Here is a 24180-nt window from a genome sequence, read left to right as displayed (position 1 = left end):
TCGTAGATAACGAAGCCAGGCCTTTTACTTATTACCCAATCGTCATTAAGCTAGCATTACCACCTGCTGCAGCGGTATTGACACTCAATGAACGTTCATGAAGTAGGCGTTCAGTCATCAGGTTAGTTTCACCACGTTCAAAGCCTTGAACTGAAATAATTGGCCCTTTACGTTGTGCAACCACCGCGCAAACTTCTTTTAACTGATCGCTGTCACCATGATAAATAACCCCTTCGATTGGCTCTTTCGATTCTATCCAGTTTTTGGTTATCGATATGGTTTTTCTCACTTTTTCAGGTAGTGACTTAAACAGTTTCTGATGGAGCTCACTATCTGACCATAACACCTGACAACCCGCAGAAAGTACAGCTGTTAGCTGGGTTAAGCAATCTTGTTCATTATCGCTAAGGCATAAAATCAAACCACGCGGGCGCAAGGTATAGGTATTTCTTTCTCCTGTTGGGCCCGGTAATACACGGGTGGTTCCTGTTTGACTATGGCGTGTAAATAGCTCAATCACGGAAGGCGAAATAACCGAGTTTTGTTTTTCAGACCATTGTGTAAGTGCTTCAAATGGTTCAAGTAAAACAGTTTTAGCACTGGCATCCATGGGTAAATGGCTATCTTGTCGCTCTAAGGTATTTGAAACTGCGTTATCTGGACGTTCGCTTAATAAACGGTAAAGGTATAATGGCCCACCTGCTTTAGGCCCAGTTCCAGATAAACCTTCACCACCAAAAGGTTGCACCCCAACAACGGCGCCAACCATATTGCGGTTTACGTACAGATTGCCAACTTTAGCTTTTGAAACAACTTGGTTGATAGTTTCATCGATACGAGTGTGAACACCAAGTGTCAGTCCATAACCGGCTGCATTAATTTGTTCAACAAGTGCTTCTAACTCATCTCGTTTAAAACGTACAACGTGCAGAACAGGACCAAAGATCTCTTTTTTCAGCTCACTAACATCATCAAGTTCTATTAATGTTGGCTTAACATAGGTTCCTTCCTGTTGCTCTTGCTGATCATCATGGTTCTCAAATGCTGCTTGGAAGACCGATTTCCCTTTGCTGCGCATTTTTTGAATATGTTGATCGATATTCTCTTTTGCTTCATGGTCAATCACAGGGCCTATATCGGTTGATAAATGCTCAGGGTTCCCCATACGGCACTCTTCCATTGCGCCTTTTAACATACGAATCGTTCTATCTGCGACATCCTCTTGGATACATAAAATGCGCAGTGCCGAACAACGTTGGCCCGCGCTATCAAAAGCAGATGCGACGACATCAGTGACAACCTGTTCTGTGAGTGCAGAAGAATCAACTATCATTGCATTTAATCCGCCGGTTTCTGCAATCAGCGGGGTAGGCCGTCCTTGTGCATCTAAGCGCCCTGCAATATTACGTTGAAGTAACCCTGCGACTTCTGTTGACCCTGTAAACATGACCCCGCGAACACGAGTATCACCAACGAGTTGAGCGCCAATGGTTTCACCTTTACCCGGTAAAAATTGCAGTACATCGCGAGGAATGCCCGCTTGATGCAAAATAGATACCGCGATAGCGCCGATTAATGGTGTTTGTTCAGCTGGTTTCGCGAGTACGGTGTTACCTGCTGCGAGAGCCGCAGCAATTTGGCCTGAAAATATTGCTAACGGGAAGTTCCACGGACTAATACAGACCACAGGCCCTAAAGGACGGTGTGTGTTGTTATCAAAATCATTCTTGACTTGGGTTGCATAGTAATTAAGAAAATCTACCGCTTCCCTAACTTCCGCAATCGCATTGTTGTAGGTTTTACCGGCTTCACGTACTAAAATATCTAACAGCGGTTGTAACTGTTGCTCCATGAGGTCAGCGGCTCGTAATAAGATGGCCGCTCGTTCAGAAGGAGGCGTTGCGAACCAGATAGTACCTGCATTGTTAGCGGTATTTAATGCATGTTCAGCTTCTTGTTCTGTTGTTTCACGAACGTGGCCGACAATATCTTTGTGGCAGGCAGGGTTAATAATTGGTGTCGCATCGGGCAATGTTTGCGAAGCTTGGAAGTCGCCCCCTAACAGTGGTTCTGCCATTTTTTGCTGCATAGCCGCACTCAGTAGGGCACTTGATAGCGAAGCCAGTCGATGCTCGTTTGATAGGTCAAGCCCCATCGAATTCACACGCTCTTGCCCATATAAATCACGTGGTAACGGAATTTTTGGATGCGGTAAGCCAATTTGTCCTTCAGTTTTAGACAGTTCTAAAACATCTTTAACTGGGTCGGCAACTAATTCATCTAGAGGAATAGTGGTATCAGCGATACGGTTTACAAATGAAGTATTTGCGCCATTTTCTAACAATCGACGAACCAAGTAGGCAAGTAGCGTCTCGTGAGTACCGACTGGTGCATAAATACGGCAAGGGCGGTTTAGTTTGCCATCAGCAACCTTACCAACCACTTGTTCATAAAGTGGCTCACCCATTCCATGTAGGCATTGGAATTCGTATTGACCAGGGTAGTAGTTTTTACCTGCAATTTGGTAGATAGCAGAGAGAGTATGTGCATTATGTGTTGCAAACTGCGGGTAAATTAAATTGGGAACCGACAACAGTTTTCGTGCACAAGCAATATAAGAAACGTCAGTATACACCTTACGCGTATAAACTGGATAACCTTCTAGCCCATCTATTTGTGCGCGCTTGATTTCACTGTCCCAATAAGCACCTTTTACTAGGCGGATCATTAAGCGACGTTGGCTGCGTTCAGCTAAATTTATGATTGAGTCAATCACAAATGGGCAGCGTTTTTGATAGGCCTGAATTACAAAGCCAATCCCATTCCAACCCGCGAGTTGTGGCTCAAAACAGAGTTTTTCTAGCAAATCTAAAGAGATTTCTAAGCGGTCGGCTTCTTCTGCGTCAATATTAATCCCTACATCGTATTGGTGCGCTTGTAATACGAGGGATAATAGGCGTGGATAAAGTTCTTCCATCACGCGAGAGTATTGTGCGCGACTATAACGTGGATGTAATGCAGATAGCTTAATTGAAATACCAGGGCCTTCATAAATGCCGCGGCCATTTGATGCTTTACCAATCGCGTGGATAGCTTGTTGGTAAGACACCATGTAATCTTGTGCATCTTTTTCCGTTAATGCGGCTTCGCCCAACATGTCGTAGGAATAGCGGAAGCCTTTATCTTCGAGCTTTCGCGCGTTAGCGAGTGCTTGGGAGATAGTTTCGCCAGTAACAAATTGCTCTCCCATAAGGCGCATCGCCATATCAACACCTTTACGTACCAGTGGTTCACCACTTTTACTAATGATGCGATTAAGTGAGGTTGAGAGTTTAGCTTCATTATGCGTAGAAACTAATTTCCCCGTAAATAGCAGACCCCAAGTTGCAGCATTAACAAACATTGAGCTACTTTGGCCGAGGTGTGATTGCCAGTTTCCATTGCTGATTTTGTCACGGATAAGTGCATCACGAGTTGCTTTATCAGGAATACGTAATAAGGCCTCTGCGAGACACATTAATGCGACACCTTCCTGAGATGAAAGTGAAAACTCTTGAAGTAAGCCTTGAACCAAACCTGACCGGCCGATACCATTTTTTTGATTACGCAGTTTTTCAGCGATTGAATAAGCTAATTTATGAGCAGCTTCAGCTTGTTCTGTAGGGAGCTGTGCTTGTTGTAACAACATTGGTACGGCTTGTGTTTCAGGAATTCGGTAAGCAGAAGTAATTGCAGAGCGTTTTACAGATTGTGGTAAAATGTGCTCTGCGAAATCTAAGAATGGTTGATAGTTAGATTCAACGGTGGTGTCTTCATCAGAAGTTTGATTTTCTTTTACATCGATACCCGGTGCGAGCTCTGGAAAGGCTTGGCCATTATCGAGTTGTTCTAGGTAATTATAAATAGCTTGTTTGATAAGCCAGTGTGATGTGCGGTCAAGACGCTGAGCGGCATTTTTAATGCGTTCACGAGTTGCTTCATCAAGTCTCACACCCATAGTTGTTGTGCTACTCATCTTAATTCCTCTAGGTCACGAGTCATTTTAATCAAAAAGTTACACCACATTATCTTAATGTTGCAACTTTGTGCAACATTGTTAAGCGTGATTTCTGAAGAAAATGTGAAACATATCGGTTTTTTTAAGTTTTAATATTTTAAAGTAAAACACTTTTGATTTATTTATTATATTTTACATGTAGTTATGTTTATTTTGTTTTAGGTGGAATAGTTAAACATTCGATTGTGAATTTAAGTTTAAATTTTAACATTTGTGATATGGATTCTATTTATGCAATAAAAAATAGTTAATTTCTTGTTAATTTAATACGACTCTGTCTAGGATGGGGCAGCTAAGATATTAAGTTAGTGCAACACAAACAATCACAACCTATTTGGTGTTCGCACAGATAAATTAAATATGTGCAATAAAGTGCAACACTATGAAGTTACAAGTTATCAACGGAAACTTATAAAGATAACTAACAATTTTAAAGCTACTCAATGGAGAAAACAGGATGACTGTAAGCACTCCGATGATCATTATGTTCGTCGTATACATTACTGGCATGTTATTAATTGGCTATATGGCCTATCGCTCAACGAAAAACTTTGACGATTATATTCTGGGTGGAAGAAGTTTAGGCAGTGTTGTAACTGCATTGTCTGCTGGTGCTTCAGATATGAGCGGTTGGTTACTCATGGGGTTGCCAGGTGCGATTTTCTTGGCCGGGATTTCTGAAAGTTGGATTGCTATCGGTTTGAGTCTCGGTGCATATCTTAACTGGTTATTTGTTGCTGGGCGTTTACGTGTCCAAACAGAAAAAAATAATAATGCGTTAACATTGCCAGACTACTTTACTAGCCGTTTTGAAGATAACAGTAAGATTTTACGTATAATTTCTGCTGTTGTGATTTTAGTTTTCTTTACGATTTATTGTGCATCAGGTGTGGTCGCTGGTGGTTTGTTATTTGAAAGCACATTTAATATGAGTTATGAGAAAGCGATGTGGTTAGGGGCATTAGCGACAATTGCTTACACTTTTTTAGGTGGCTTTTTAGCCGTAAGTTGGACCGATACTGTTCAAGCTTCATTAATGATCTTCGCATTGATTCTTACACCTATTGTTGTAATCCTTTCTTTAGGGGGAATAGATACCTCTATTGAAGTGATCAAAGCTAAGAATCCTGAATATCTTGATATGTTTAAAGACATGAATATCATCGCAATTCTGTCATTATTAGGTTGGGGATTAGGCTATTTTGGTCAACCCCATATCTTAGCGCGTTTTATGGCGGCGGACTCTGCTCGTACTATTCGTTCTGCTCGACGTATTAGTATGACATGGATGGTGTTATGTTTAGGCGGAACGATTGCGGTCGGTTTCTTTGGTATCGCTTATTTTGAAAATAACCCGGCTTTAGCGGGTTCGGTTATGCAAAATAATGAGCGTATATTCATGGAACTAACGGGAATTTTGTTTAACCCATGGATCGCCGGTATTTTATTGTCAGCTATATTAGCAGCGGTAATGAGTACGCTAAGTTGCCAATTACTAGTTTGTGCGAGTGCGCTAACGGAAGATTTATATAAGCCTTTTATCCGTAAAAGTGCCAGCCAAAAAGAGTTAGTTTGGGTAGGGCGTTTTATGGTGTTATTAGTCGCTGCGATTGCCATTTACATTGCTCGTGACCCAAATAATAAAGTTTTGGCTTTAGTGAGTAATGCATGGGCGGGCTTTGGCGCTGCATTTGGCCCTGTTGTTTTAATTTCTGTAATGTGGAAACGAATGACGCGTACAGGTGCACTTGCAGGAATGATAGTCGGTGCTGTGACAGTATTAGTTTGGATAAAATACAAATGGTTTGATTTGTATGAAATCATCCCAGGTTTCTTATTAGCAACAATCGCTATTGTTGTTGTGAGTTTAATGACTAAAGCACCAAGTGCAGCAGTTCAAGCTCGTTTTGATGAGGCTGAGGCAGAATATAAAGCAAGCTAATCGAGCAAGTTTATAAACGAAAAAGGCCGAGTAACGATACTGTTATTCGGCCTTTTTGCTATTTATTATTCATCATTATTGGTTCTTTCTGCGCTTAGCGAACTGGTAACCAATGAATAGTAAAATAAACCAAACTGGTGTGGCAATTAAGGCTTGTCTTGTATCGTGCTGGAATGCCAATAGCACGACCATAAAAGCGAAAAAAGCGAGGCTTAGCCATGACATCACAATTCCAGCAGGCATTTTGTAATGAGATGCTTTGTGCATTTCAGGGCGTTTTTTACGGAAATTTAAATAGCTATATAAAATCATGCTCCAAATAAACATAAAGAGAATAGCAGACACGGTGGTGACTAGCGTGAATGCATGCATGATATCAGGAATAAAATAGATCAGAACAATACCAAAGCTGAGGCAGATACAAGTAAAAATTAGCCCAGTAGCCGGCACGGCTTTTTTTGATAATTGGCTGAACTGCTTTGGTGCATCCCCTTCTTTTGAAAGCCCAAAAAGCATTCGGCTGGTGGAAAATACACCACTATTTGCGGAAGAGGCTGCGGAAGTTAGCACCACAAAGTTAACAATGCTTGCCGCTGCGGGTAGGCTTATCAAGACAAACATCTCTACAAATGGGCTTTTATCGGCCAATATGGTTCGCCAAGGTGTAACAGCCATAATGACAATTAAAGATAAGACATAAAATGCAATAATCCGGATAGGGATCGCGTTGATAGCTTTTGGCAAAGATTTTTCTGGATCGCGTGTTTCTGCTGCTGCCGTACCCACCAATTCAATTCCCACAAACGCAAAAATAGCAATTTGAAAGCCAGCAAAGAAACCACTGATCCCCATAGGGAACATTCCGCCATCATTCCAAATGTTACTTAAAGATGCCGTGTGACCCGTAGGGGATTGGAAATTCATGGCAATTAATGTGCCACCTACTGCAATGAGAGCCACAATGGCAACAATTTTTATCATAGCGAACCAAAATTCGAGCTCACCGAAAAGCCTGACAGAAACTAGGTTAAGCGTTAATAAGGTGACCACGCAAATAAATGAGGTTACCCATTCAGGAAAATCAGGCACCCAAAAGCTCACATAGGATGTAATGGCAATGATATCGGCAATACCGGTGATAACCCAGCAGAACCAGTACGTCCAACCGACAAAAAAACCTGCCCATGGACCGATAAGGTCAGCAGAAAAATCACTGAATGATTTGTAGTTCAGATTAGAAAGTAGCAGTTCACCCATTGCGCGCATCACAAAAAATAGCACAAAACCAATTATCATATACACAAAGATAATCGATGGGCCTGCGAGTGAAATGGTTTTGCCAGACCCCATAAATAAGCCTGTTCCAATTGCTCCACCAATCGCAATAAGTTGTATATGGCGGTTACTAAGGCTGCGTTTTAGCTGATTACGATCAGCATTGGGTTGTGTTGATAGTGAATTCGCATTTTCTTCCATACTAAAGATGTCCGTAGTGGTTTGTGATAATTAGCCACAGTCTTTTTTTTAATTTTGTGGTTATGTTTGCGTGAAATATTGTGACACAAATCTCAATTAGAGTAAGGAAAAGTTATCTTGTTAGGAGCGAAGTGATGTTTATTCAAGCATTAGTTTTCTTAAATTTTACATTCGCAACTTAAAATTAACTTAGGTAATAAAAATAGCAGAATCATATTGACTGTAGCAATTGTTAGGCGTTAAATATTTTGTATCGGGTTGTTAGCTCAGTTGGCAGAGTAGGTGACTCTTAATCACTCGGTCGTGGGTTCGATCCCCACACAACCCACCAATATTTTCAATGAGTTATGAGCATGCTGCGGAACCTATACTGACTGTATGGGACGTATTTGGGACGCACCCATTGAAAACAGTATCAATTTGTTTGGCATGTTCGGTCATTAAATTTGATACTTTACATCCGTTCTCATTGTTTATATCAATAATATATTTGATATTTAGAGGCTATGCTATCATATCCTTCATAAAGCTATTCTTTCAATTTATTAGATCTCAATACTGGTTCAATAAACCAATGAATAATTGAGTTTGATGCTAGTAAAAGTGCAATTGTAATTGTAGATAGAGTAAATGCTATTATTAATAATAAATTTAGTTCTATATCTAAAAAACTTGATATTTGTAATATTACAAAACAAATAATTGGATGGATTAAATAAACACCTAAAGCATTATTTGATATTTTTGCATATTTTTGAGTTGATAAAGCAAAGTAAATAATAATCGAACCTAGTATTAGGCTTATTACAAAATCGAAAATATAGATAATGAATGAGTTGAGAATTAAATTAGTCTTGATTGCACCGAAAATTATCTCATAAAAATCGTTTCGATAATTAAGAAAGGTAATCGCTAAAAATGCTATACAAAAAATAGTGATAATAGGCTTTTTCCTTAACGAAAATATATTTTGATTATGAATAAAATAAGCAATAACAAAAAATGGGAAATATAAAATAATTGAAAAAAAGCTAGAAATCGGCATTAGGTAAGTCTTTGTTATAAATGATATTATTAGTGATGTAATTAAGGTTGCAGATAGGTTAAATTTGTTTGATTTAAAGCTCTCTGGTAATAATAAAAAAACAGCTTGCCATATAGGTGTTGCTAAAAAGAACCAAACCCCGTACTGAGGAGAAAACAAATATTTTTTTAAAGTTAACTCACCGGTGAAGTAAAGTGGAGCCATGTCGATTGTTTGAAACGTAAAATAAATTATAAGGGCAGGAAGAAGGTGAGATTTTAACTCTTTCCATGTTGTATTTTTTGTTATAAATGCGACTATAAATACAAACATAGGAATTAATGTTAAGTCAAAAACAGTAATAAGCAACGAATATTTGCTTTTATCAACTAAATTTAAATAAAAATTAAAAACAATTAATGAACTTAATATTAATTTTAGTGTTGGCCAATATGGTTGGCCAACGCTTTTTATATTCAAGATTAAGTGATTTTTTTTCATATATATGCCCTATATAAAAATTAATTTATTGTACCTCATTGGGGTTATAATTTAAAAGAAATTATTTTAGTAATTACGAAATGAGAGATAATAAGTCTAATATTGATTAGTCTTTTTCTGTTAATATTTTATTCTTATTGTAAGAGGGAACATGATTTAGGAATTGAATATAAGTTTATTGCACAATTTTGTATCACTTAATGGCTAGATAAAAATCACAAACTTTTAGGTCTAAGAACTAAAAAATGAGAGGTAACTGAAAGCAGAGTTATTTTTGATTGGGTAAAGTATGATTTGATTGAAATTCAACCAGTTAGGGGAGGGATGTTTGAAATAGAACGCAGTTGTTTTTTAGCACGTGAAATGTACAGGGAAAACGATTGAATAGCAGAGGATGAGAATAGGGAGCTAAATTTAACTCAAGTCTCTGCTATTACATAAGCAGCTAATGATACTTTTTAGTATCAGTAAGAAGTAAATCAAGAATTTTAGGGCTATTTCAGTGATAACTTTATTATATAGTCCTTGGATGATGATTAGCTTATATTGTTATCAAATATTTTTTGAGTCACTGTAATTGAAGGCTCGACGCCCAATATGTATAAGGCTTGTTCTAAAAGGTCAATTTTAGATGTGTAATGAATATCCAGTAAGCGTTCTATCTGTTGTGCATTGATATTCAATCTGCGAGCGAGATCGACGCGTTGCATTGCAGAGTTGAGAATGGCGTTATGCAAGGCAATTTTTAAGCAACAGATTATGGGTAAATAAACCGTAAATGCTTCACCATTTTTTTGTTGTGTTGCTAATGGAATTGGTTTTCTGAGTTCGATATGTTCTGCAAAAGAGGCTAGCAAAATTTCTTGGGCTTCTAATTCAACATCTTCTCTACAATAGCTAACTCCTTGAAGGTCAGGAAAATCACTAAAATTGATTTCATATACGTTTTCTTCCTCAATAAATTCTATTGTTGCCTGATAATTGAACATATTTTTCCTTCAAATTATATTTCAGAGTGCTCAGTGTTGCACTGGAGCATGAGGAAAACAAGTTTATCAACTAACTTATGTGGTCATTTCTTTCTTCATTTTTGTATCTATTGATCCTACATGTTGTTATGAGGGGGTTGTTAGTACAATTAATGTGATTTTCCTAACATAAATTCAGCAATGTGAGAATCGCTTTATTCGGAAATTATTGAGAAACAAAGAAAACAAGTGTGAAGTTTGTCTCAAATTGAGAAATATTTTTTTCCATAAAAATCCTAATAAATTAGCTTCTTTTATAAGCAAATGTCTCACTGAATTATTTTAACTAAAAGTTATTTATTTTTTAATCTTTCATTATCTGATTAAGCAATTCTACTTAAGATAACTTGATGGCTAGGGGGTTTTGTTAAAATAAAAGTATATAGTAATCATTTGTTATTATAACACTGAGTTATTAAAATTATTATGGTTACGTGAAAATGGCTAAAAATGATAAGTACGAAGACAATTAATAATACCTTTAGTGCTTTTTATTTTGAGCACTAACTGAATATTTTAAAAATGATATAAAAAATATTTGGAAAATAGAATGTTCTTAATTGAAACCTACATTTTTTGCTCTTAACACAAAAGTGATAGGTTAGCGTAGGTTGATCTTTTTATTAAAAAAAATGAATTTTTTGCCATTTTACATAAAAAATAAATATTAATTAACCCAAAAAAACTACTTTAATGAATTAATAACAAAATGATCACTTGAAATAATAAATATGCAAAAATATCTTACAAAAATATTTAAGCTGAATAAACTTTCATTACTGGTAATCGACGTAAATTTTATTAGTTTTATTAATATTATAGGGTGATGATACTTATTTTATAGTTTAATGATTCTAATGAAAGTGGAAGTGAATACTTAATATGTATGACAATATAATGGTTGTTTATATGATAACTGCGATTGAATAATTTTGAACGATGGCTGTAATATATATCAAACTTATTGAAAATTAATGATTAAATTTTATTCCAATAATGCCGATAACGCCTTAATACAGTAATGTATAACTCAGTTTCTTAATACTAAAAATTGATTTGGATCAATATGTTGTTTTTGATGTTATGCTTGGTTTATTAGGCTTAATAATCACATGTAAAGAGTGATTGGTTTGATTAAAATCCTGGCATTTTGCTTAGGTTGACTCAAAATGTTGCGGATATTTAGGATAAGGTAATAGAAGATAAAGAAATAATGAAGATTATTTAATGAATTAATGGGTAATCACCCTATTGATACAAAAAGAAACATAAGTACCTTGAATAGTTAATTTAGTGGTGCATAATAATTGGCGACTAATAATGACATCAGCAATTTCTGATTTTTATGGAAACCGCTAATTTTTTAGTCATTCTTTATTGTTGTAGGTATTCAGGAAATATATTTAATTTAAGTTTGGAAGCTTGTGTATTTGTACTCCAAATTGGGTATTTTTAATGGATAACATGGGGAAATTAATGGAATTACATTTACCCAATTTAATTAATTTTTTAATTTAATAATTTGAATACACAATACTTTTAAATTCATATTTGTTCTTTTTGCACACAGATCGCACAGATGTTGATAATATTCGGAAAGGAAAAAAAATGAGCTCGACGACAGATTTTCTGAAGCATATATACGATATTAACCTCTCATATTTGCTATTAGCCCAAAAACTCATCTCTCAAGAGAAAGCCTCTGCGATGTTTCGTCTAGGTATCTCTGATGCAATGGCAACTACTTTAGCAGACCTTACACTCCCTCAATTAGTCAAATTAGCAGAGACAAACCAGCTAATCTGCCAGTTTAGATTTGATAATAGTGAAACAATTGAAAAACTAACTCGTGATTCAAGAGTTGATGAATTACAACAAATTCATACAGGTATCTTACTTTCGACCCGATTATTGCAAACGCATAATGAGGGCGACACTGAAATAGCGAGAAAAAGATGAGTACCGCAGCTGAAAAAAGTATAGTCCAAGAAGCGAATGACATTCGACTAGCCATGGAATTGATCTCTTTGGGCGCTCGCCTTCAAATGTTAGAAAGTGAAACGCAAATCAGTCGCGGTCGTTTAGTTCGTTTATACAAAGAGCTAAGAGGTAGCCCTCCACCGAAAGGAATGTTACCTTTTTCTACAGATTGGTTTATGACATGGGAACAGAATATTCATTCATCCATGTTCTATAATGCTTATCAATTTTTACTGAAAAGCGGCCAATGTCGTGGTGTTGACGCTATATTAAAAGCCTATAGGTTATACCTTGAACAGTGTATTCCAGAACCCGGCGAAGAACCTTTGTTGGCTTTAACACGTGCTTGGACGCTAGTCCGTTTTGTGGAAAGTGGCATGTTACAAAGTTCACAATGTAGTTGTTGCCATGGCTCTTTTATTACTTACGCACATATTCCTGAAAATAGCTTCACTTGTAGTTTATGCCAACCGCCATCACGCGCAATAAAAAAACGTAAACTTTCCGAACATCTAGCCGATATTACGGTATATCGACAGGATGGCATTACTAAAGCGGTAATGTAATTGGATTGATTTGGTTAGCAGGCAAAATTTTTTGCCTGTCACTCCTAATATTCCCTTTGACTGCCATCTGTTAACCAACGGAGTGAAAGGGAATATTGTGTTAATACTCATCGGGTATATCATTGTTACAGTTGCGGTTATTGGCGGATATATAATGGTCGGCGGCCATTTAGGTGCGCTTTATCAACCCGCTGAATTTGTCATTATTTTAGGGGCAGGTTTAGGTGCTTTTGTTGTTGGTAACAGTGGCAAATCCATCGTCGCCTTGTGCAAAGTATTACCAAAACTCTTTCGTCGTTCCTCTTACAATAAAACAATGTCAATGGATTTAATGGCATTGTTATTTCAATTACTTAATAAATCGCGCCAACAAGGGTTACTTGCACTTGAGAAAGATATTGACAATCCAAGTGAAAGTGAAATTTTCTCCCAATATCCCCGTATTTTAAAAGATGAGTCCACCATGATGTTCATTGTGGACTATTTACGTCTGATGGTGAGTAGTAACTTACAAAGTCATGAAATTGAAGCATTAATGGATGAAGAATTAGAAACTTTTCGTCAAGAAAATGAAGTACCTGCTTCGGGGCTAAACATGGTCGGTGACTCTATGCCTGCATTTGGGATTGTTGCGGCCGTTTTGGGTGTCGTGAATGCCTTGGGCTCAGCAGACCGTCCCGCAGGTGAACTTGGTGCTTTAATTGCTCATGCAATGGTTGGTACATTTCTAGGTATTTTAGTGGCTTATGGCTTTATTTTGCCTTTAGCTGCTCTGATTAGGTTGCGCAGTAGTGAGCAATTGAAAATGATGGAGTGTATTAAAGTGACTTTCCTCTCTGCATTGCAAGGGTATGCTCCTCAAATTGCGGTTGAATTTGGCCGCAAGGTGTTATTCAGCGCAGATAGACCTTCATTTGTTGAACTTGAAGATAAAGTTCGAGAAGTGAAAGTAGGTGCTCGCTCACAAGAAACAACTGAGGAGTAACAAACGCATGGCAGCCAATACACCTCATGTTATTCGGGTTAAAAAGCGCAGTTCACATCATCAAAACGGACACGGCGGTTCATGGAAAATTGCTTATGCCGATTTTATGACGGCGATGATGGCGTTTTTTTTAGTGATGTGGCTGATCTCAATTTCAAGTCCTCAAGAATTAACACAAATTGCTGAGTATTTTCGTACTCCCTTGAGTACAGCTATCAACCCGGGAAGTAAAAGTGGTGATGCTACAAACCCTATTCCTGGTGGGGGTAAAGACCCGATTTTCCGTGATGGGGATGTGATGCCGGAACCCAATAATATTATTGATGGAAATGCAAACTATCGTTTTGAAAAATTAAAAGAGTCCCTTGAGCAGGCCATTTTAAAAGACCCCCGTTTGAATGAATTAAAGCCACATTTATTGATTGATATGATTAATGATGGGCTACGCATTCAAATTGTTGATAGTGAAAATCGCCCAATGTTTAAAGTCGGTTCGGCAACGGTTGAACCGTATATGCGCGATATTTTGCGTGCAATAGCACCACTTCTTAATGATGTTCCTAATCGAATTAGTATCTCCGGTCATACTGATGATCTCGCTTATGCCAACGGCGCCAATTACAGCAACTGGGAGCTTTCATCAGATCGTGCAAATGCTTCGCGCCGTGAATTGATTCGCGGTGGAATGGATGAAAATAAAGTATTACGCGTGGTTGGGATGGCTTCAGCCATTCATTTAGACAAAAAAGATGGTTTTGCCCCGATCAACCGCCGGATAAGTATCATTGTGTTAAATGATGAAGAAACCAAACAAATTCTCCGCGAATACGATGGCACCAAGCCGATCAATGATGTGCTGAATAAACCGCAAAAACCCATGCAAGAAACGGCTGTGGGTGTTGTCGCTGCGGTGAAAATACCGTGATGAATTGCTGTTATTTGAATTTATTACATAACTTGTTTAGTTGTCTGCCGGGGGTTCCGGCAGTCAGCGTTAAGTGAAACTTAAGCGAAATTGGATAAAAACCATGGATATTACCGAGTTTTATCAAACATTTTTCGATGAGGCTGATGAGTTGCTCAGGGATATGGAACAACATTTACTTGAGCTTGATCCTTTTGACCCGGATAGCGAGCAGCTAAATGCCATCTTCCGCAGTGCCCACTCAATCAAAGGAGGGGCTGCAACCTTTGGTTTCACTCAGTTGCAGAATACAACTCATACATTGGAAAACCTTTTAGATAAGGCGCGTCATGATGAGTTAACCCTCACGCCTGACATAATAGATGTTTTTCTTGATGCTAAGGATGTCATGGCATCACAGTTAGATGCCTATAAAAATGATTCTTTGCCGGATGAAGATACCTTTAAGCGTATTTGTGAGGTGCTTAGCCGGGTTGAAAATAGAGCGGAAGAGGTCGCTGAGACAGGTACTGCGATATCTGAAACTAAAGTTGAAGATGCGATTGTTGAAGACACACCCGCGAAGCAAGGTGAATATTCACACTACTTTATGATCTCGTTAAATCAGCTCAAAGAAAATGAAGTTGATTTATTGGCGGATGAGCTCAGTTTATTTGGGCATTTATATCATACTGAAAAAACAGCAAATAGTTTACAAGCATGGGTAGGAACTAATACGGATATTGATGATATTAGTGGGGTGCTATGTTTTGTGGTGGATGAATCGCAAATTAGCCATGAAGTAATTTCATTTGCCGATTGCCTCGCTTTTTCAAAGGAAGAAACGTTATTAAATGATGATAAAGTTGCAGCGAATGAAGTCACAGAGCCTCAAGTAGATACTCCGCAAAGCTCGGCAAAACCTGCTGCACCCACCACGGCTAAAAAAACGGCAATCGCTAAACCGAAAGGGGATTCGAGCAGTATTCGTGTGGCTGTAGAGAAAGTTGACCAGCTGATTAACTTAGTGGGTGAGCTGGTGATTATTCAATCAATGTTGACCCAACATAGTCAACATGTCGATCAGAACGAATACAGTGATTTGTTAAGCTCAATCGTACAGTTGGAGCGTAATTCCCGCGCTTTGCAAGAATCCGTTATGTCAATTCGCATGATGCCAATGGATTACGTATTTAGTCGTTTCCCACGCATGGTACGGGATATAGCATCGAAATTAGGTAAAAAAATCGAGCTGAAAGTGGAAGGAAGTTCAACTGAACTCGATAAAAGCTTGATTGAGCGCATCGTCGATCCCCTGAATCACCTTGTTCGTAATAGCCTCGACCATGGGATTGAAAAGCCAGAAGTTCGCGTGGCAAATGGTAAGCCAGAAGCTGGCACATTGACCTTAGTGGCAGCACATCAAAGTGGCAATATTTGCATTGAAGTTCGTGATGATGGCGCAGGGCTAAACCGTGAACGTATTTTGGCAAAAGCGAAGTCACAAGGCATGAACGTGCATGATGGTATGAGCAATGATGAAGTTGCGATGCTGATTATGGCTCCAGGATTTTCAACCGCAGAGGTAGTGACAGACGTTTCGGGACGCGGTGTTGGAATGGATGTGGTGAAAAGAAATATCCAAGACATGGGCGGTCGTATTCAAATCGGTTTTACCGAAGGTAAAGGTACCATTATCCGCATTTTATTACCGCTCACTTTAGCCATTTTGGATGGTATGTCTGTGAAAGTAGCGAAAGATGTTTTTATCGTTCCATTGAGTGCCATTATCAGTACCTTGCAGCCTCGGCAAGAGGATATTTATCGCTTAGCGGGAGAAGAAAAAATGCTGCTTGTGCGAGGGGAATATTTGCCACTTGTTGAATTACACCAAGTATTTTCCATCGAAGAAGCCGAGCGAAATTTAGGTAACAGTATTGTGCTGATTATTCAAAATGCAGGCCACCGTTTTGCGTTGTTAGTTGACAAGCTCGTCGGGCAACAGCAAGTGGTGGTGAAAAACATTGAAAGTAATTATCGCAAAATCCCTGGTATTTCCGCAGCAACGATTATGGGCGATGGCTCTGTTGCATTGATTTTAGATGTGGCTGAGCTGCAAAAAATGAATAACAGCATTTTGATTAAAAAGAAACAGCAGGTTTCTCAACCTGTCGTGCACTAAATAGAGGCCATACACCATGTCTATGTTAGATGATGATTTAAATAAACACGAAGAAGAAAAAAACGGCGAAGGCTACCTCATTTTTACCTTGGGTGAAGAAGAGTATGGCATTGAAATCTTAAAAGTGCAGGAAATTCGTGGCTATGAACAAGTGACTCGTATCGCGAATACCCCTGATTTTATCAAAGGTGTGACTAATTTACGTGGAGTCATCATTCCAATTATTGATTTACGGGTGAAGTTTTCCCATGAAAACGTGGTGTATAACGATAACACGGTCGTTATTGTGGTGAATTTAAAAGATCGCGTTGTCGGTATTGTCGTCGATGGGGTTTCGGATGTGCTGGTCTTGAATGAAGAGCAAATTGCGCCACCACCTGATTTTGCGGTGACATTATCGACCCAATATCTGACAGGGCTCGGAACATTAAATGACCGTATGTTGATTTTAGTCGATATCGAAAAATTATTAACTAGCGATGAAATGGCGCTGATTGACAGCATGGCTGAGTAATTCTCAGCCCCAATAATTGTTCAAATAATAATAAGTCATTAACTAAAGTTTTTGGTTGGATGACCGATATCCAAAATACAACAAAATTATGTTAGTAAAACGTCATGTACAGTCGAATTAAAATCGTATCGGGACTTTTGTCCGTCATTTTTATCTTTATTTTGCTGCAACTGGTATCCAGTGGGTTGATGTTTACCAAACTGGGCGATAACAGCGACAGCATTAGTTATTTGAATTCCTTACAACGCCAAAGACAAGTATTAACAGAAAGTTGGGTTAATTTGTTACAAGCCCGGGCGAACTTAAACCGCTCTATCAATGCCTATTTGCTCGAAGGTCGTAAAATTCAAGACGATGCAACGACAGAAGACTTGATTAAAGCCGCTAAACGTAACTTTAAATCAGCGGATGACGCTTACGCACGTTATAACAAGCTGATGCAAAGTTCAGATTATGATAAAGCCAAATTTGAAAAGCTGTTTAGTACCTATGAAACCTATCGTGATGCGTTAATCAAGCTAAGTGAATTCGCTGAAAAAGGTGACCTTGAAGGTTTTTATGCACACAGAACCTCAGGGCACCAAGTGAAATTTGAAGAGCAATTTAACGCTTATTTTGCGGATATTTCAGCAGATTTCCAGGCCGAAGTTGTCAATGCAGATAATAACTATCGCCAATCATTATACATGTTGGTGACGCTATCTATCTTACTCGCTTTGATTGGTTTCTTCAGTTATCGCTATGTTCGTAAAGGTATTATCGAGCCACTCGGTATCTTAATTGAACGTATTAAAGTCTTTGCTTCAGGGAATTTAACACCGAATGTGACAACAATTGCCAAAAATGAAATTGGTGAATTGGCCAATGGTGTTCAACACATGCAACAAGAGCTGATTAATACGGTTCGTGGTGTGCTAGATGGTAGCGAAACTATTTACCAAGGTACAACCGAAATTGCAGCAGGTAACAATGACTTGTCAGCACGAACGGAGCAACAAGTCGCTTGCTTAGAAGAAACTTCAGCCAGTATGAGTGAACTGACTGCCACTGTTAAACAAAATACCGAATACGCCCACCAAGCGAGTGAATTTGCAAACCAAGCTTCAGTGATAGCAAAAGAAGGCGGCAAAGTGGTATCCAATGTCGTTAGCACCATGCTGAATATTGCGGATAGCTCACAGAAAATCTCTGATATTACTGCAGTTATCGATAGCATCGCTTTTCAAACTAACATCTTAGCGCTTAATGCGGCAGTTGAAGCGGCAAGGGCAGGTGAGCATGGTCGTGGTTTTGCCGTTGTTGCTGATGAAGTGCGTAATTTGGCACAACGCAGTGCAGATGCCGCTAAAGAGATTAAAACGTTAATTGAAGATTCGGTGTCAAGAACTGGGACAGGCGCTCGCCAAGCTGAGGATGCAGGCGAAACAATGACCAAGATTGTTGAATCTGTTACACGTGTTACTGACATTATGACGCATATTGCGACCGCATCAGACGAGCAAAGCAAAGGAATTGCACAAGTCAGTATTGCTGTCGCTGAAATGGACAAAGTTACGCAGCAAAATGCGTCGCTGGTTGAGCAATCCGCGGTTGCAGCCAATGTATTGGAAGAGCAAGTGGCAAAACTGTCGCAACTGATTTCTATCTTCCGTTTACCACCATTAAAACAAAGTGAAATACGCAATATTCAGCCGGCAGCAAGAACGGTTTCAAATATCGTTAAAACACCGGATCTGACAAAACTATCATCGAAAGAACATAAAGATGATGACAATTGGGAAACTTTCTAAGGGTTAAGCTCAGTTTCGCGCTGCAAAGCTACGGTTTTGCAGCGTTCCTGCGCATTAGAAAACAAGGCAATGTTTCAGAGGTTCAGTTCTCTTAGCTGGCACAAGTGGGGATTTCTATGTTTGGTAAAAATATCCGGATTTCGGTGAGTTTATATCTTCTTCTCATTTTATTTTGTGGGATGCAGATTGTGTCTAGCGGGGTTTCTGTTGGGATTGTTGTAAGCGAATTAAAATCCTTAGAGCGCATTGATTTGGGGTCTGATAAGCGTTCGATGCTTGAAGAAACCAATAAACACCTAATGCAAGCACGCAATAGCCTAACGCAAATTGCATTGCTGCATAAAGTCGGTGGTAATGAACCATTGATTGAAGAAACAAGAGTGACTTTTGACAAATTACTCGCAGAAGCTGAGAAAGACTACACTATGTTTAAAAACCAGCCTCTTTTAAGTGAGAAAGAAAATCTTGCGGCTTTAGAGGCTCGGTATCAAGCATTTGTCTTAACACTCAAAGCATTAAAAACACATTTAGATAATAACGATATTGCAGCTTATATTGAACTTCCTGCTCAAGAAAACCAGGATCAGTTGGAGCAAGTTGTTGAGGAATACCTTGAATTACTGAATGCTGAAAGCGACGAATCTCTTGCGGTAGCAAGAATGTATAACACCTTCGCTTGGAGTTCATTTTGCTCAGTGATCGTCATTATCATCGCGGTTATTGCATTTGCTCATTATTGGATGAAACGTAAAGTAATTAACCCACTGAAGAGTATGGGAGAGCACTTTGCATTAGTGGCTGATGGCAAACTCAATCAGAAAATTGAAGTGACGACCCGTGATGAAATCGGTGAGGTATTTGGCAAGCTAAAGGATATGCAGGAGTCTTTAGTGACTTCAGTGACCGCCTTGCGTTCAAATACTGACCAAATGTATACCGGTATTCGTGAAATTGCTTTAGGTAATAATAACTTATCTTCACGTACTGAGCAGCAAGCGGCATCACTCGAAGAAACTGCGGCTAGTATGGAAGAGTTGACAGCAACCGTTAAGCAAAATGCGGATAACGCACGTCAAGCCAGTGAACTTGCTGTTAGTGCATCGAAAACCGCAACGAAAGGTGGAGAGATCACCGAAGACGTGATTGACACCATGACTTCCATTTCTAATAGCTCACAAAAAATCAGTGCCATTATTAGTGTGATTGATGGGATTGCTTTCCAAACCAATATCTTAGCATTGAATGCTGCCGTTGAAGCCGCTCGAGCAGGTGAACAGGGGCGCGGATTTTCTGTGGTTGCTGGTGAAGTTAGAGCGCTAGCTCAGCGCAGTGCGGAAGCGGCAAAAGAAATTAAAACCTTGATTGATGAGTCTGTCGGTAGAGTGAGCCAAGGTTCTCAGCTTGTTAATGAAGCGGGAGAAACTATGAGTGAGTTAGTTGCAGCTGTTAACCAAGTTACTGAATTAATGGGCAACATTGCTTCTGCTTCCAATGAACAAAGCCGTGGTATTGAGCAAGTCGCCACAGCGGTAAGCCAAATGGATTTAGTGACACAACAAAATGCGGCATTAGTGGAACAATCGACCAGTGCGACGGCGGCGTTAGAAGACCAAGCAAACAACTTAGTTGATACGGTTGCATTCTTTGAATTACCCGAAAGTCATTTAAATCGTAATCGGCGTTAAGTGTTGTGAAAATTCGTTTCTGAATTTTCGGTGGATAACCGTAACAGGTTATTTTTCCTTAGGTTATCCATCCTAAAAGGCAGCCAAATAACTGGCTGCCTCTGGGTTTTTATTGAATAGGACGACAAGTACGATGCTTTTTGTACCACAGGTAGAACCACTGACTGATGATGAGTTTGGTCGGGTTTGTCGATTTATTCATAAAAAATCAGGCATTGTCCTCACCATGAATAAAAAAAATATGGTCTATAACCGGCTGTTAAAGCGGTTACGTGATTGTAATATCGACAATTTTTCCGATTATTTGCGGATGTTAGAGCGTGAGCCTCACCATGCAGAATGGCAAGCTTTCGTGAATGCTTTGACGACAAATTTAACTGCATTTTTTCGTGAACCACACCATTTTGTGACGTTAGCGGACTTTGTTCGTACGCGTAAAAATAGCGCCATTAATATTTGGTGTGCCGCATCTTCAACGGGAGAAGAGCCGTATTCGATAGCAATGACATTAAGTGATGTACTTGGGCCGAATGCCATCAATGCCAAAGTGATTGCCAGTGACATTGACACGGAAGTGCTAGAAAAAGCGAAACAAGGCGTGTATCGCGTAGAAGAGCTGAAATCATTGACGGCATTACAGCGACAACGTTATTTCATGAAAGGGGTTGGTGAATTTGACGGTTATGCACGAGTCAAACCTGCATTGCGCCAAATGATTGAATTTCGTTACTTAAACTTGAGTGACCATGACTGGCAGATGCAACATCGGTTTGATGCGATTTTTTGTCGTAATGTCATGATTTATTTCGATAAAGAGATGCAGATAAAAATGCTAGAGCGCTTTGTTCCATTGCTTAAGCCTGACGGATTACTGTTTATCGGGCATTCCGAAAATTTATCGCAGTTATCACAAAGTTTCGTTATTAAAGGGCAAACCGTCTACAGCTTGCAAGCGGCGAGGAGGGGGTAATGAAAAAGATTAAAGTGCTATGTGTGGATGACTCAGCACTGATGCGCCAATTAATGCGCGAAATTATTAATAGTCACGAAGACATGATTGTGGTTGATACTGCACCAGACCCTTATGTTGCACGTGACTTAATCAAACAACATGAACCGGACGTGATCACGTTAGACGTGGAAATGCCGCGAATGGATGGTATTGATTTCTTAGAAAAACTAATGCGCTTGCATCCAATGCCTGTGGTAATGGTTTCAACATTGACGTCGAAAGGTTCGGAAGTGACGTTAAAAGCGCTGGAATTAGGTGCTGTGGATTTTGTCACGAAACCACAAATTGGTATTCGTGAAACCATGATGAGTTATCGAGATATTATTGGTGAGAAAATTCGCGCAGCAGCCATGTCTAAAATTACTCAGCGCAGCCGCTTTGCCCGCCCTGACAAAAAGGTTAATGAGCCAGTTTCTCAAGCGAAAGCACTCTCTCCCTATGTTTGCAATAGCCGTGTGATTGCGGTTGGCGCATCGACCGGAGGAACGGAGGCAATACGGCAATTTTTGGAAATGTTACCTCATGAATGCCCTCCGGTAGTGATCACTCAACATATGCCAGCGGGTTTTACGCGTTCTTTTGCTGATCGCTTAAATAAGCTCTGTGTATTGACCGTAAAAGAAGCTGAACACAACGAGCTATTACAAAAAGGCCATGCATATATTGCACCAGGCGATTCGCACATGTTGATTGCGGATAAAGGCAAGGGATTTCAAGTTATTTTGCAGCAAAGCGAACCTGTTAACCGGCATCGTCCTTCTGTTGATGTGTTGTTTGATTCAGTCGCTCAATGTGTTGGGCGAAAATGTATTGGCATTTTATTGACAGGGATGGGGATGGATGGCGCGAAAGGGCTATTAAATTTACGTAAGCAAGGGGCTATCACTTACGCACAAAACGAAAGTAGTTGCGTGGTGTTTGGTATGCCTCGCGCGGCGATTGAATTGGGGGCTGCGGATGAGGTGCAAGATATTCTCAAGATTGCCCCAAGTGTTTTAGCAAGACTTTCTTCTGTCACGGTTTAAACCGTGACAGGAATTCACAATTGTATTTTGAAGGAGTGGTTATGGCCGCTAAAGATCTCAGTTTTTTGGTTGTCGATGATTTTTCTACAATGCGACGTATCGTCCGTAACTTATTAAAAGAGCTCGGATTTAACAAAATAGAAGAAGCAGAAGACGGTGTTGATGCATTAGAAAAAATCCGTACAGGTAGCATCGATTTTGTTGTTGCTGACTGGAATATGCCAAACATGGATGGCCTTGAGCTGCTTAAAACCATTCGTAGTGATGATGCTTTGAAGCATATCCCCGTATTAATGGTGACAGCAGAAGCGAAAAAAGAAAATATTATTGCCGCTGCACAAGCGGGGGCGAGTGGTTATGTCGTTAAGCCGTTCACTGCCGCTATCTTAGAAGAAAAACTGAATAAAGTATTTGAAAAAATGGGGCTGCAATAACAGTGCGTGCCAAAGGAGGTTTTCATGACTGAGCAAGTGGGTATGGAAGGTATTCGCAATGGTAATGATGATTTAAAACAAGTCATTACGCGCATTGGTACGCTAATGAGAACGCTGCGTGAAAGTATGCGCGAATTGGGGCTAGAAAAAAGCGTTCAACAGGCAGTGGCGAGTATTCCAGACGGAAAAGATAGGCTGCGTTATATCGCCCAAATGACGGCGCAAGCGGCAGAAAAAACCTTAAATGGTATTGATGTCATCAAACCACTGCAAGTGGAAATGAATAAAAATGCGCAGGTATTGCAACAGCAGTGGCAAGAAACCGCTGGAGATGGGGTTCCTGCACAATTGCGTGAGTCAACAGAAGCTTTTTTAGGGCAAGTGATCCAAGACAGCGAAACCACCAAAGCAGAGCTGTTAGAAATCATGATGGCGCAAGATTTCCAAGATTTAACAGGGCAAGTCATCAAAAAAATGATGGAAGTGGTTGAAGAAGCTGAAAAGCAACTGCTCGCACTGTTAATGGAAAATACACCACCTGAAATGCGTGCGAAAACGCAAAACGAAAGTTTGCTCAATGGCCCACAAATCAATAAAGAAGGCGTAAATGTGATGGCATCACAGTCTCAAGTTGATGATTTGCTTGATGAACTGGGCTTCTAATCGCCGACAAGTTTTTAATTCAACTACTCTAATTACATAGGGTTAGGGTAGTTTTATTGTATTTGCGTTACAAGGAGAGGATTGCAATGATAAATAACGATTTAATTTCTACTTTTGTGATTAAAGAAAAAAAAGAACCAAAAGAAATAGTTCAAGAAAATGATGGAGATATTAATGAGTGCTCTACTGAATTACAGATGAGACAGGCGTTAATTAATCAACTCAAAAAAGCACGTTTAGCCAATAATTTAACCCAAATTCAAATTGCGGAAAAAATGCAAACTCAGAAGCAGAACGTGTCCCGTTTGGAAAAAGCGCAGTTCGACCCAAAATTAGGCACATTATTAAAATATGCAGAAGCGGTGGGGATGCGGATTACCTTGGATTTTTCCTCTAAACCTTGAATTATATA

The 24180-nt window shown here is 39.4% G+C and carries 18 protein-coding genes and 1 tRNA gene; 15 read left to right on the top strand and 4 right to left on the bottom strand.

Translation table 11 applies throughout. The annotated features are described in order from the left end of the window. Positions 1–31 precede the first annotated feature (31 nt). Entirely contained in the window at positions 32–4015 is a 3984-nt protein-coding gene (gene putA, locus P3L44_RS13470; protein WP_272661450.1) for a trifunctional transcriptional regulator/proline dehydrogenase/L-glutamate gamma-semialdehyde dehydrogenase, read from the bottom strand. Positions 4016–4514: 499 nt separating this feature from the next. On the opposite strand from putA, the gene putP reads away from it, so the two are divergent. Continuing rightward, the gene (putP, locus tag P3L44_RS13465; protein WP_094961158.1) at positions 4515–5999 is read left to right on the top strand and encodes a sodium/proline symporter PutP; all 1485 of its coding nucleotides are present in this window, start codon (positions 4515–4517) and stop codon (positions 5997–5999) included. 75 nt (positions 6000–6074) lie between these two features. On the opposite strand, the gene cycA is transcribed toward putP, so the two are convergent. Beyond that, the gene (gene cycA / locus P3L44_RS13460; protein WP_096864671.1) at positions 6075–7475 is read right to left on the bottom strand and encodes a D-serine/D-alanine/glycine transporter; all 1401 of its coding nucleotides are present in this window, start codon (positions 7473–7475) and stop codon (positions 6075–6077) included. Positions 7476–7730: 255 nt separating this feature from the next. On the opposite strand from cycA, the gene P3L44_RS13455 reads away from it, so the two are divergent. Next, positions 7731–7806, top strand: a tRNA-Lys gene (locus P3L44_RS13455). 198 nt (positions 7807–8004) lie between these two features. On the opposite strand, the gene P3L44_RS13450 is transcribed toward P3L44_RS13455, so the two are convergent. Both P3L44_RS13450 and P3L44_RS13445 read right to left on the bottom strand, forming a co-directional pair. Then, on the bottom strand, positions 8005–9000 hold the full coding sequence (locus tag P3L44_RS13450; RefSeq protein ID WP_272661451.1) for an acetyltransferase: 996 nt from the start codon (positions 8998–9000) through the stop codon (positions 8005–8007). 536 nt (positions 9001–9536) lie between these two features. Beyond that, positions 9537–9989: a hypothetical protein gene (locus P3L44_RS13445; protein ID WP_094961159.1), complete on the bottom strand. Its 453-nt coding sequence runs from the start codon at positions 9987–9989 to the stop codon at positions 9537–9539. A 1647-nt stretch (positions 9990–11636) separates the two neighbouring features. On the opposite strand from P3L44_RS13445, the gene flhD reads away from it, so the two are divergent. The 13 genes from flhD to P3L44_RS13380 all read left to right on the top strand — a co-directional run bounded on the left by flhD (position 11637) and on the right by P3L44_RS13380 (position 24172). Further along, positions 11637–11987 carry a flagellar transcriptional regulator FlhD gene (flhD, locus tag P3L44_RS13440; RefSeq protein WP_036957860.1) on the top strand — a complete coding sequence of 117 codons (351 nt, stop codon included), beginning with the start codon at positions 11637–11639 and terminating at the stop codon, positions 11985–11987. Next, on the top strand, positions 11984–12574 hold the full coding sequence (flhC, locus tag P3L44_RS13435) for a flagellar transcriptional regulator FlhC (RefSeq protein ID WP_004255732.1): 591 nt from the start codon (positions 11984–11986) through the stop codon (positions 12572–12574). The genes flhD and flhC overlap by 4 nt, the downstream gene beginning before the upstream one ends. A 97-nt stretch (positions 12575–12671) precedes the next feature. Next, positions 12672–13559 (top strand): flagellar motor stator protein MotA, encoded by an 888-nt coding sequence (motA, locus tag P3L44_RS13430; RefSeq protein WP_036957858.1) that lies wholly within the window; start codon positions 12672–12674, stop codon positions 13557–13559. Positions 13560–13566: 7 nt separating this feature from the next. Next, a complete protein-coding gene (gene motB, locus P3L44_RS13425; RefSeq protein WP_272661452.1) occupies positions 13567–14484 on the top strand; it encodes a flagellar motor protein MotB in 918 nt (305 codons plus the stop codon). A 103-nt stretch (positions 14485–14587) separates the two neighbouring features. After that, on the top strand, positions 14588–16645 hold the full coding sequence (cheA, locus tag P3L44_RS13420; RefSeq protein ID WP_272661453.1) for a chemotaxis protein CheA: 2058 nt from the start codon (positions 14588–14590) through the stop codon (positions 16643–16645). A 16-nt stretch (positions 16646–16661) separates the two neighbouring features. After that, the gene (gene cheW / locus P3L44_RS13415) at positions 16662–17159 is read left to right on the top strand and encodes a chemotaxis protein CheW (protein WP_004909833.1); all 498 of its coding nucleotides are present in this window, start codon (positions 16662–16664) and stop codon (positions 17157–17159) included. 104 nt (positions 17160–17263) lie between these two features. Further along, positions 17264–18949, top strand: a complete 1686-nt coding sequence (locus P3L44_RS13410) for a methyl-accepting chemotaxis protein (protein WP_140170726.1) — start codon at positions 17264–17266, stop codon at positions 18947–18949. A gap of 116 nt (positions 18950–19065) precedes the next feature. After that, positions 19066–20634, top strand: coding sequence for a methyl-accepting chemotaxis protein (locus P3L44_RS13405; RefSeq protein ID WP_094961162.1), 1569 nt, complete (start codon positions 19066–19068; stop codon positions 20632–20634). A 133-nt stretch (positions 20635–20767) separates the two neighbouring features. After that, a complete protein-coding gene (locus P3L44_RS13400) occupies positions 20768–21604 on the top strand; it encodes a chemotaxis protein-glutamate O-methyltransferase (protein ID WP_004255713.1) in 837 nt (278 codons plus the stop codon). Next, the gene (locus P3L44_RS13395; protein WP_094961164.1) at positions 21604–22671 is read left to right on the top strand and encodes a chemotaxis response regulator protein-glutamate methylesterase; all 1068 of its coding nucleotides are present in this window, start codon (positions 21604–21606) and stop codon (positions 22669–22671) included. The genes P3L44_RS13400 and P3L44_RS13395 overlap by 1 nt, the downstream gene beginning before the upstream one ends. Positions 22672–22712: 41 nt before the next feature. Next, positions 22713–23105 (top strand): chemotaxis response regulator CheY, encoded by a 393-nt coding sequence (gene cheY, locus P3L44_RS13390; RefSeq protein WP_272661454.1) that lies wholly within the window; start codon positions 22713–22715, stop codon positions 23103–23105. Between the two features lie 24 nt (positions 23106–23129). Next, positions 23130–23768: a protein phosphatase CheZ gene (locus tag P3L44_RS13385; protein ID WP_094961165.1), complete on the top strand. Its 639-nt coding sequence runs from the start codon at positions 23130–23132 to the stop codon at positions 23766–23768. Between the two features lie 86 nt (positions 23769–23854). Further along, positions 23855–24172: a helix-turn-helix transcriptional regulator gene (locus P3L44_RS13380; protein ID WP_004255698.1), complete on the top strand. Its 318-nt coding sequence runs from the start codon at positions 23855–23857 to the stop codon at positions 24170–24172. Positions 24173–24180 lie beyond the last annotated feature (8 nt).

This window comes from Providencia sp. PROV175 (assembly GCF_032707045.1).
Taxonomy (GTDB): Bacteria; Pseudomonadota; Gammaproteobacteria; order Enterobacterales; family Enterobacteriaceae; genus Providencia; species Providencia hangzhouensis.
This window is presented reverse-complemented; position numbering and strand designations above follow the sequence as displayed.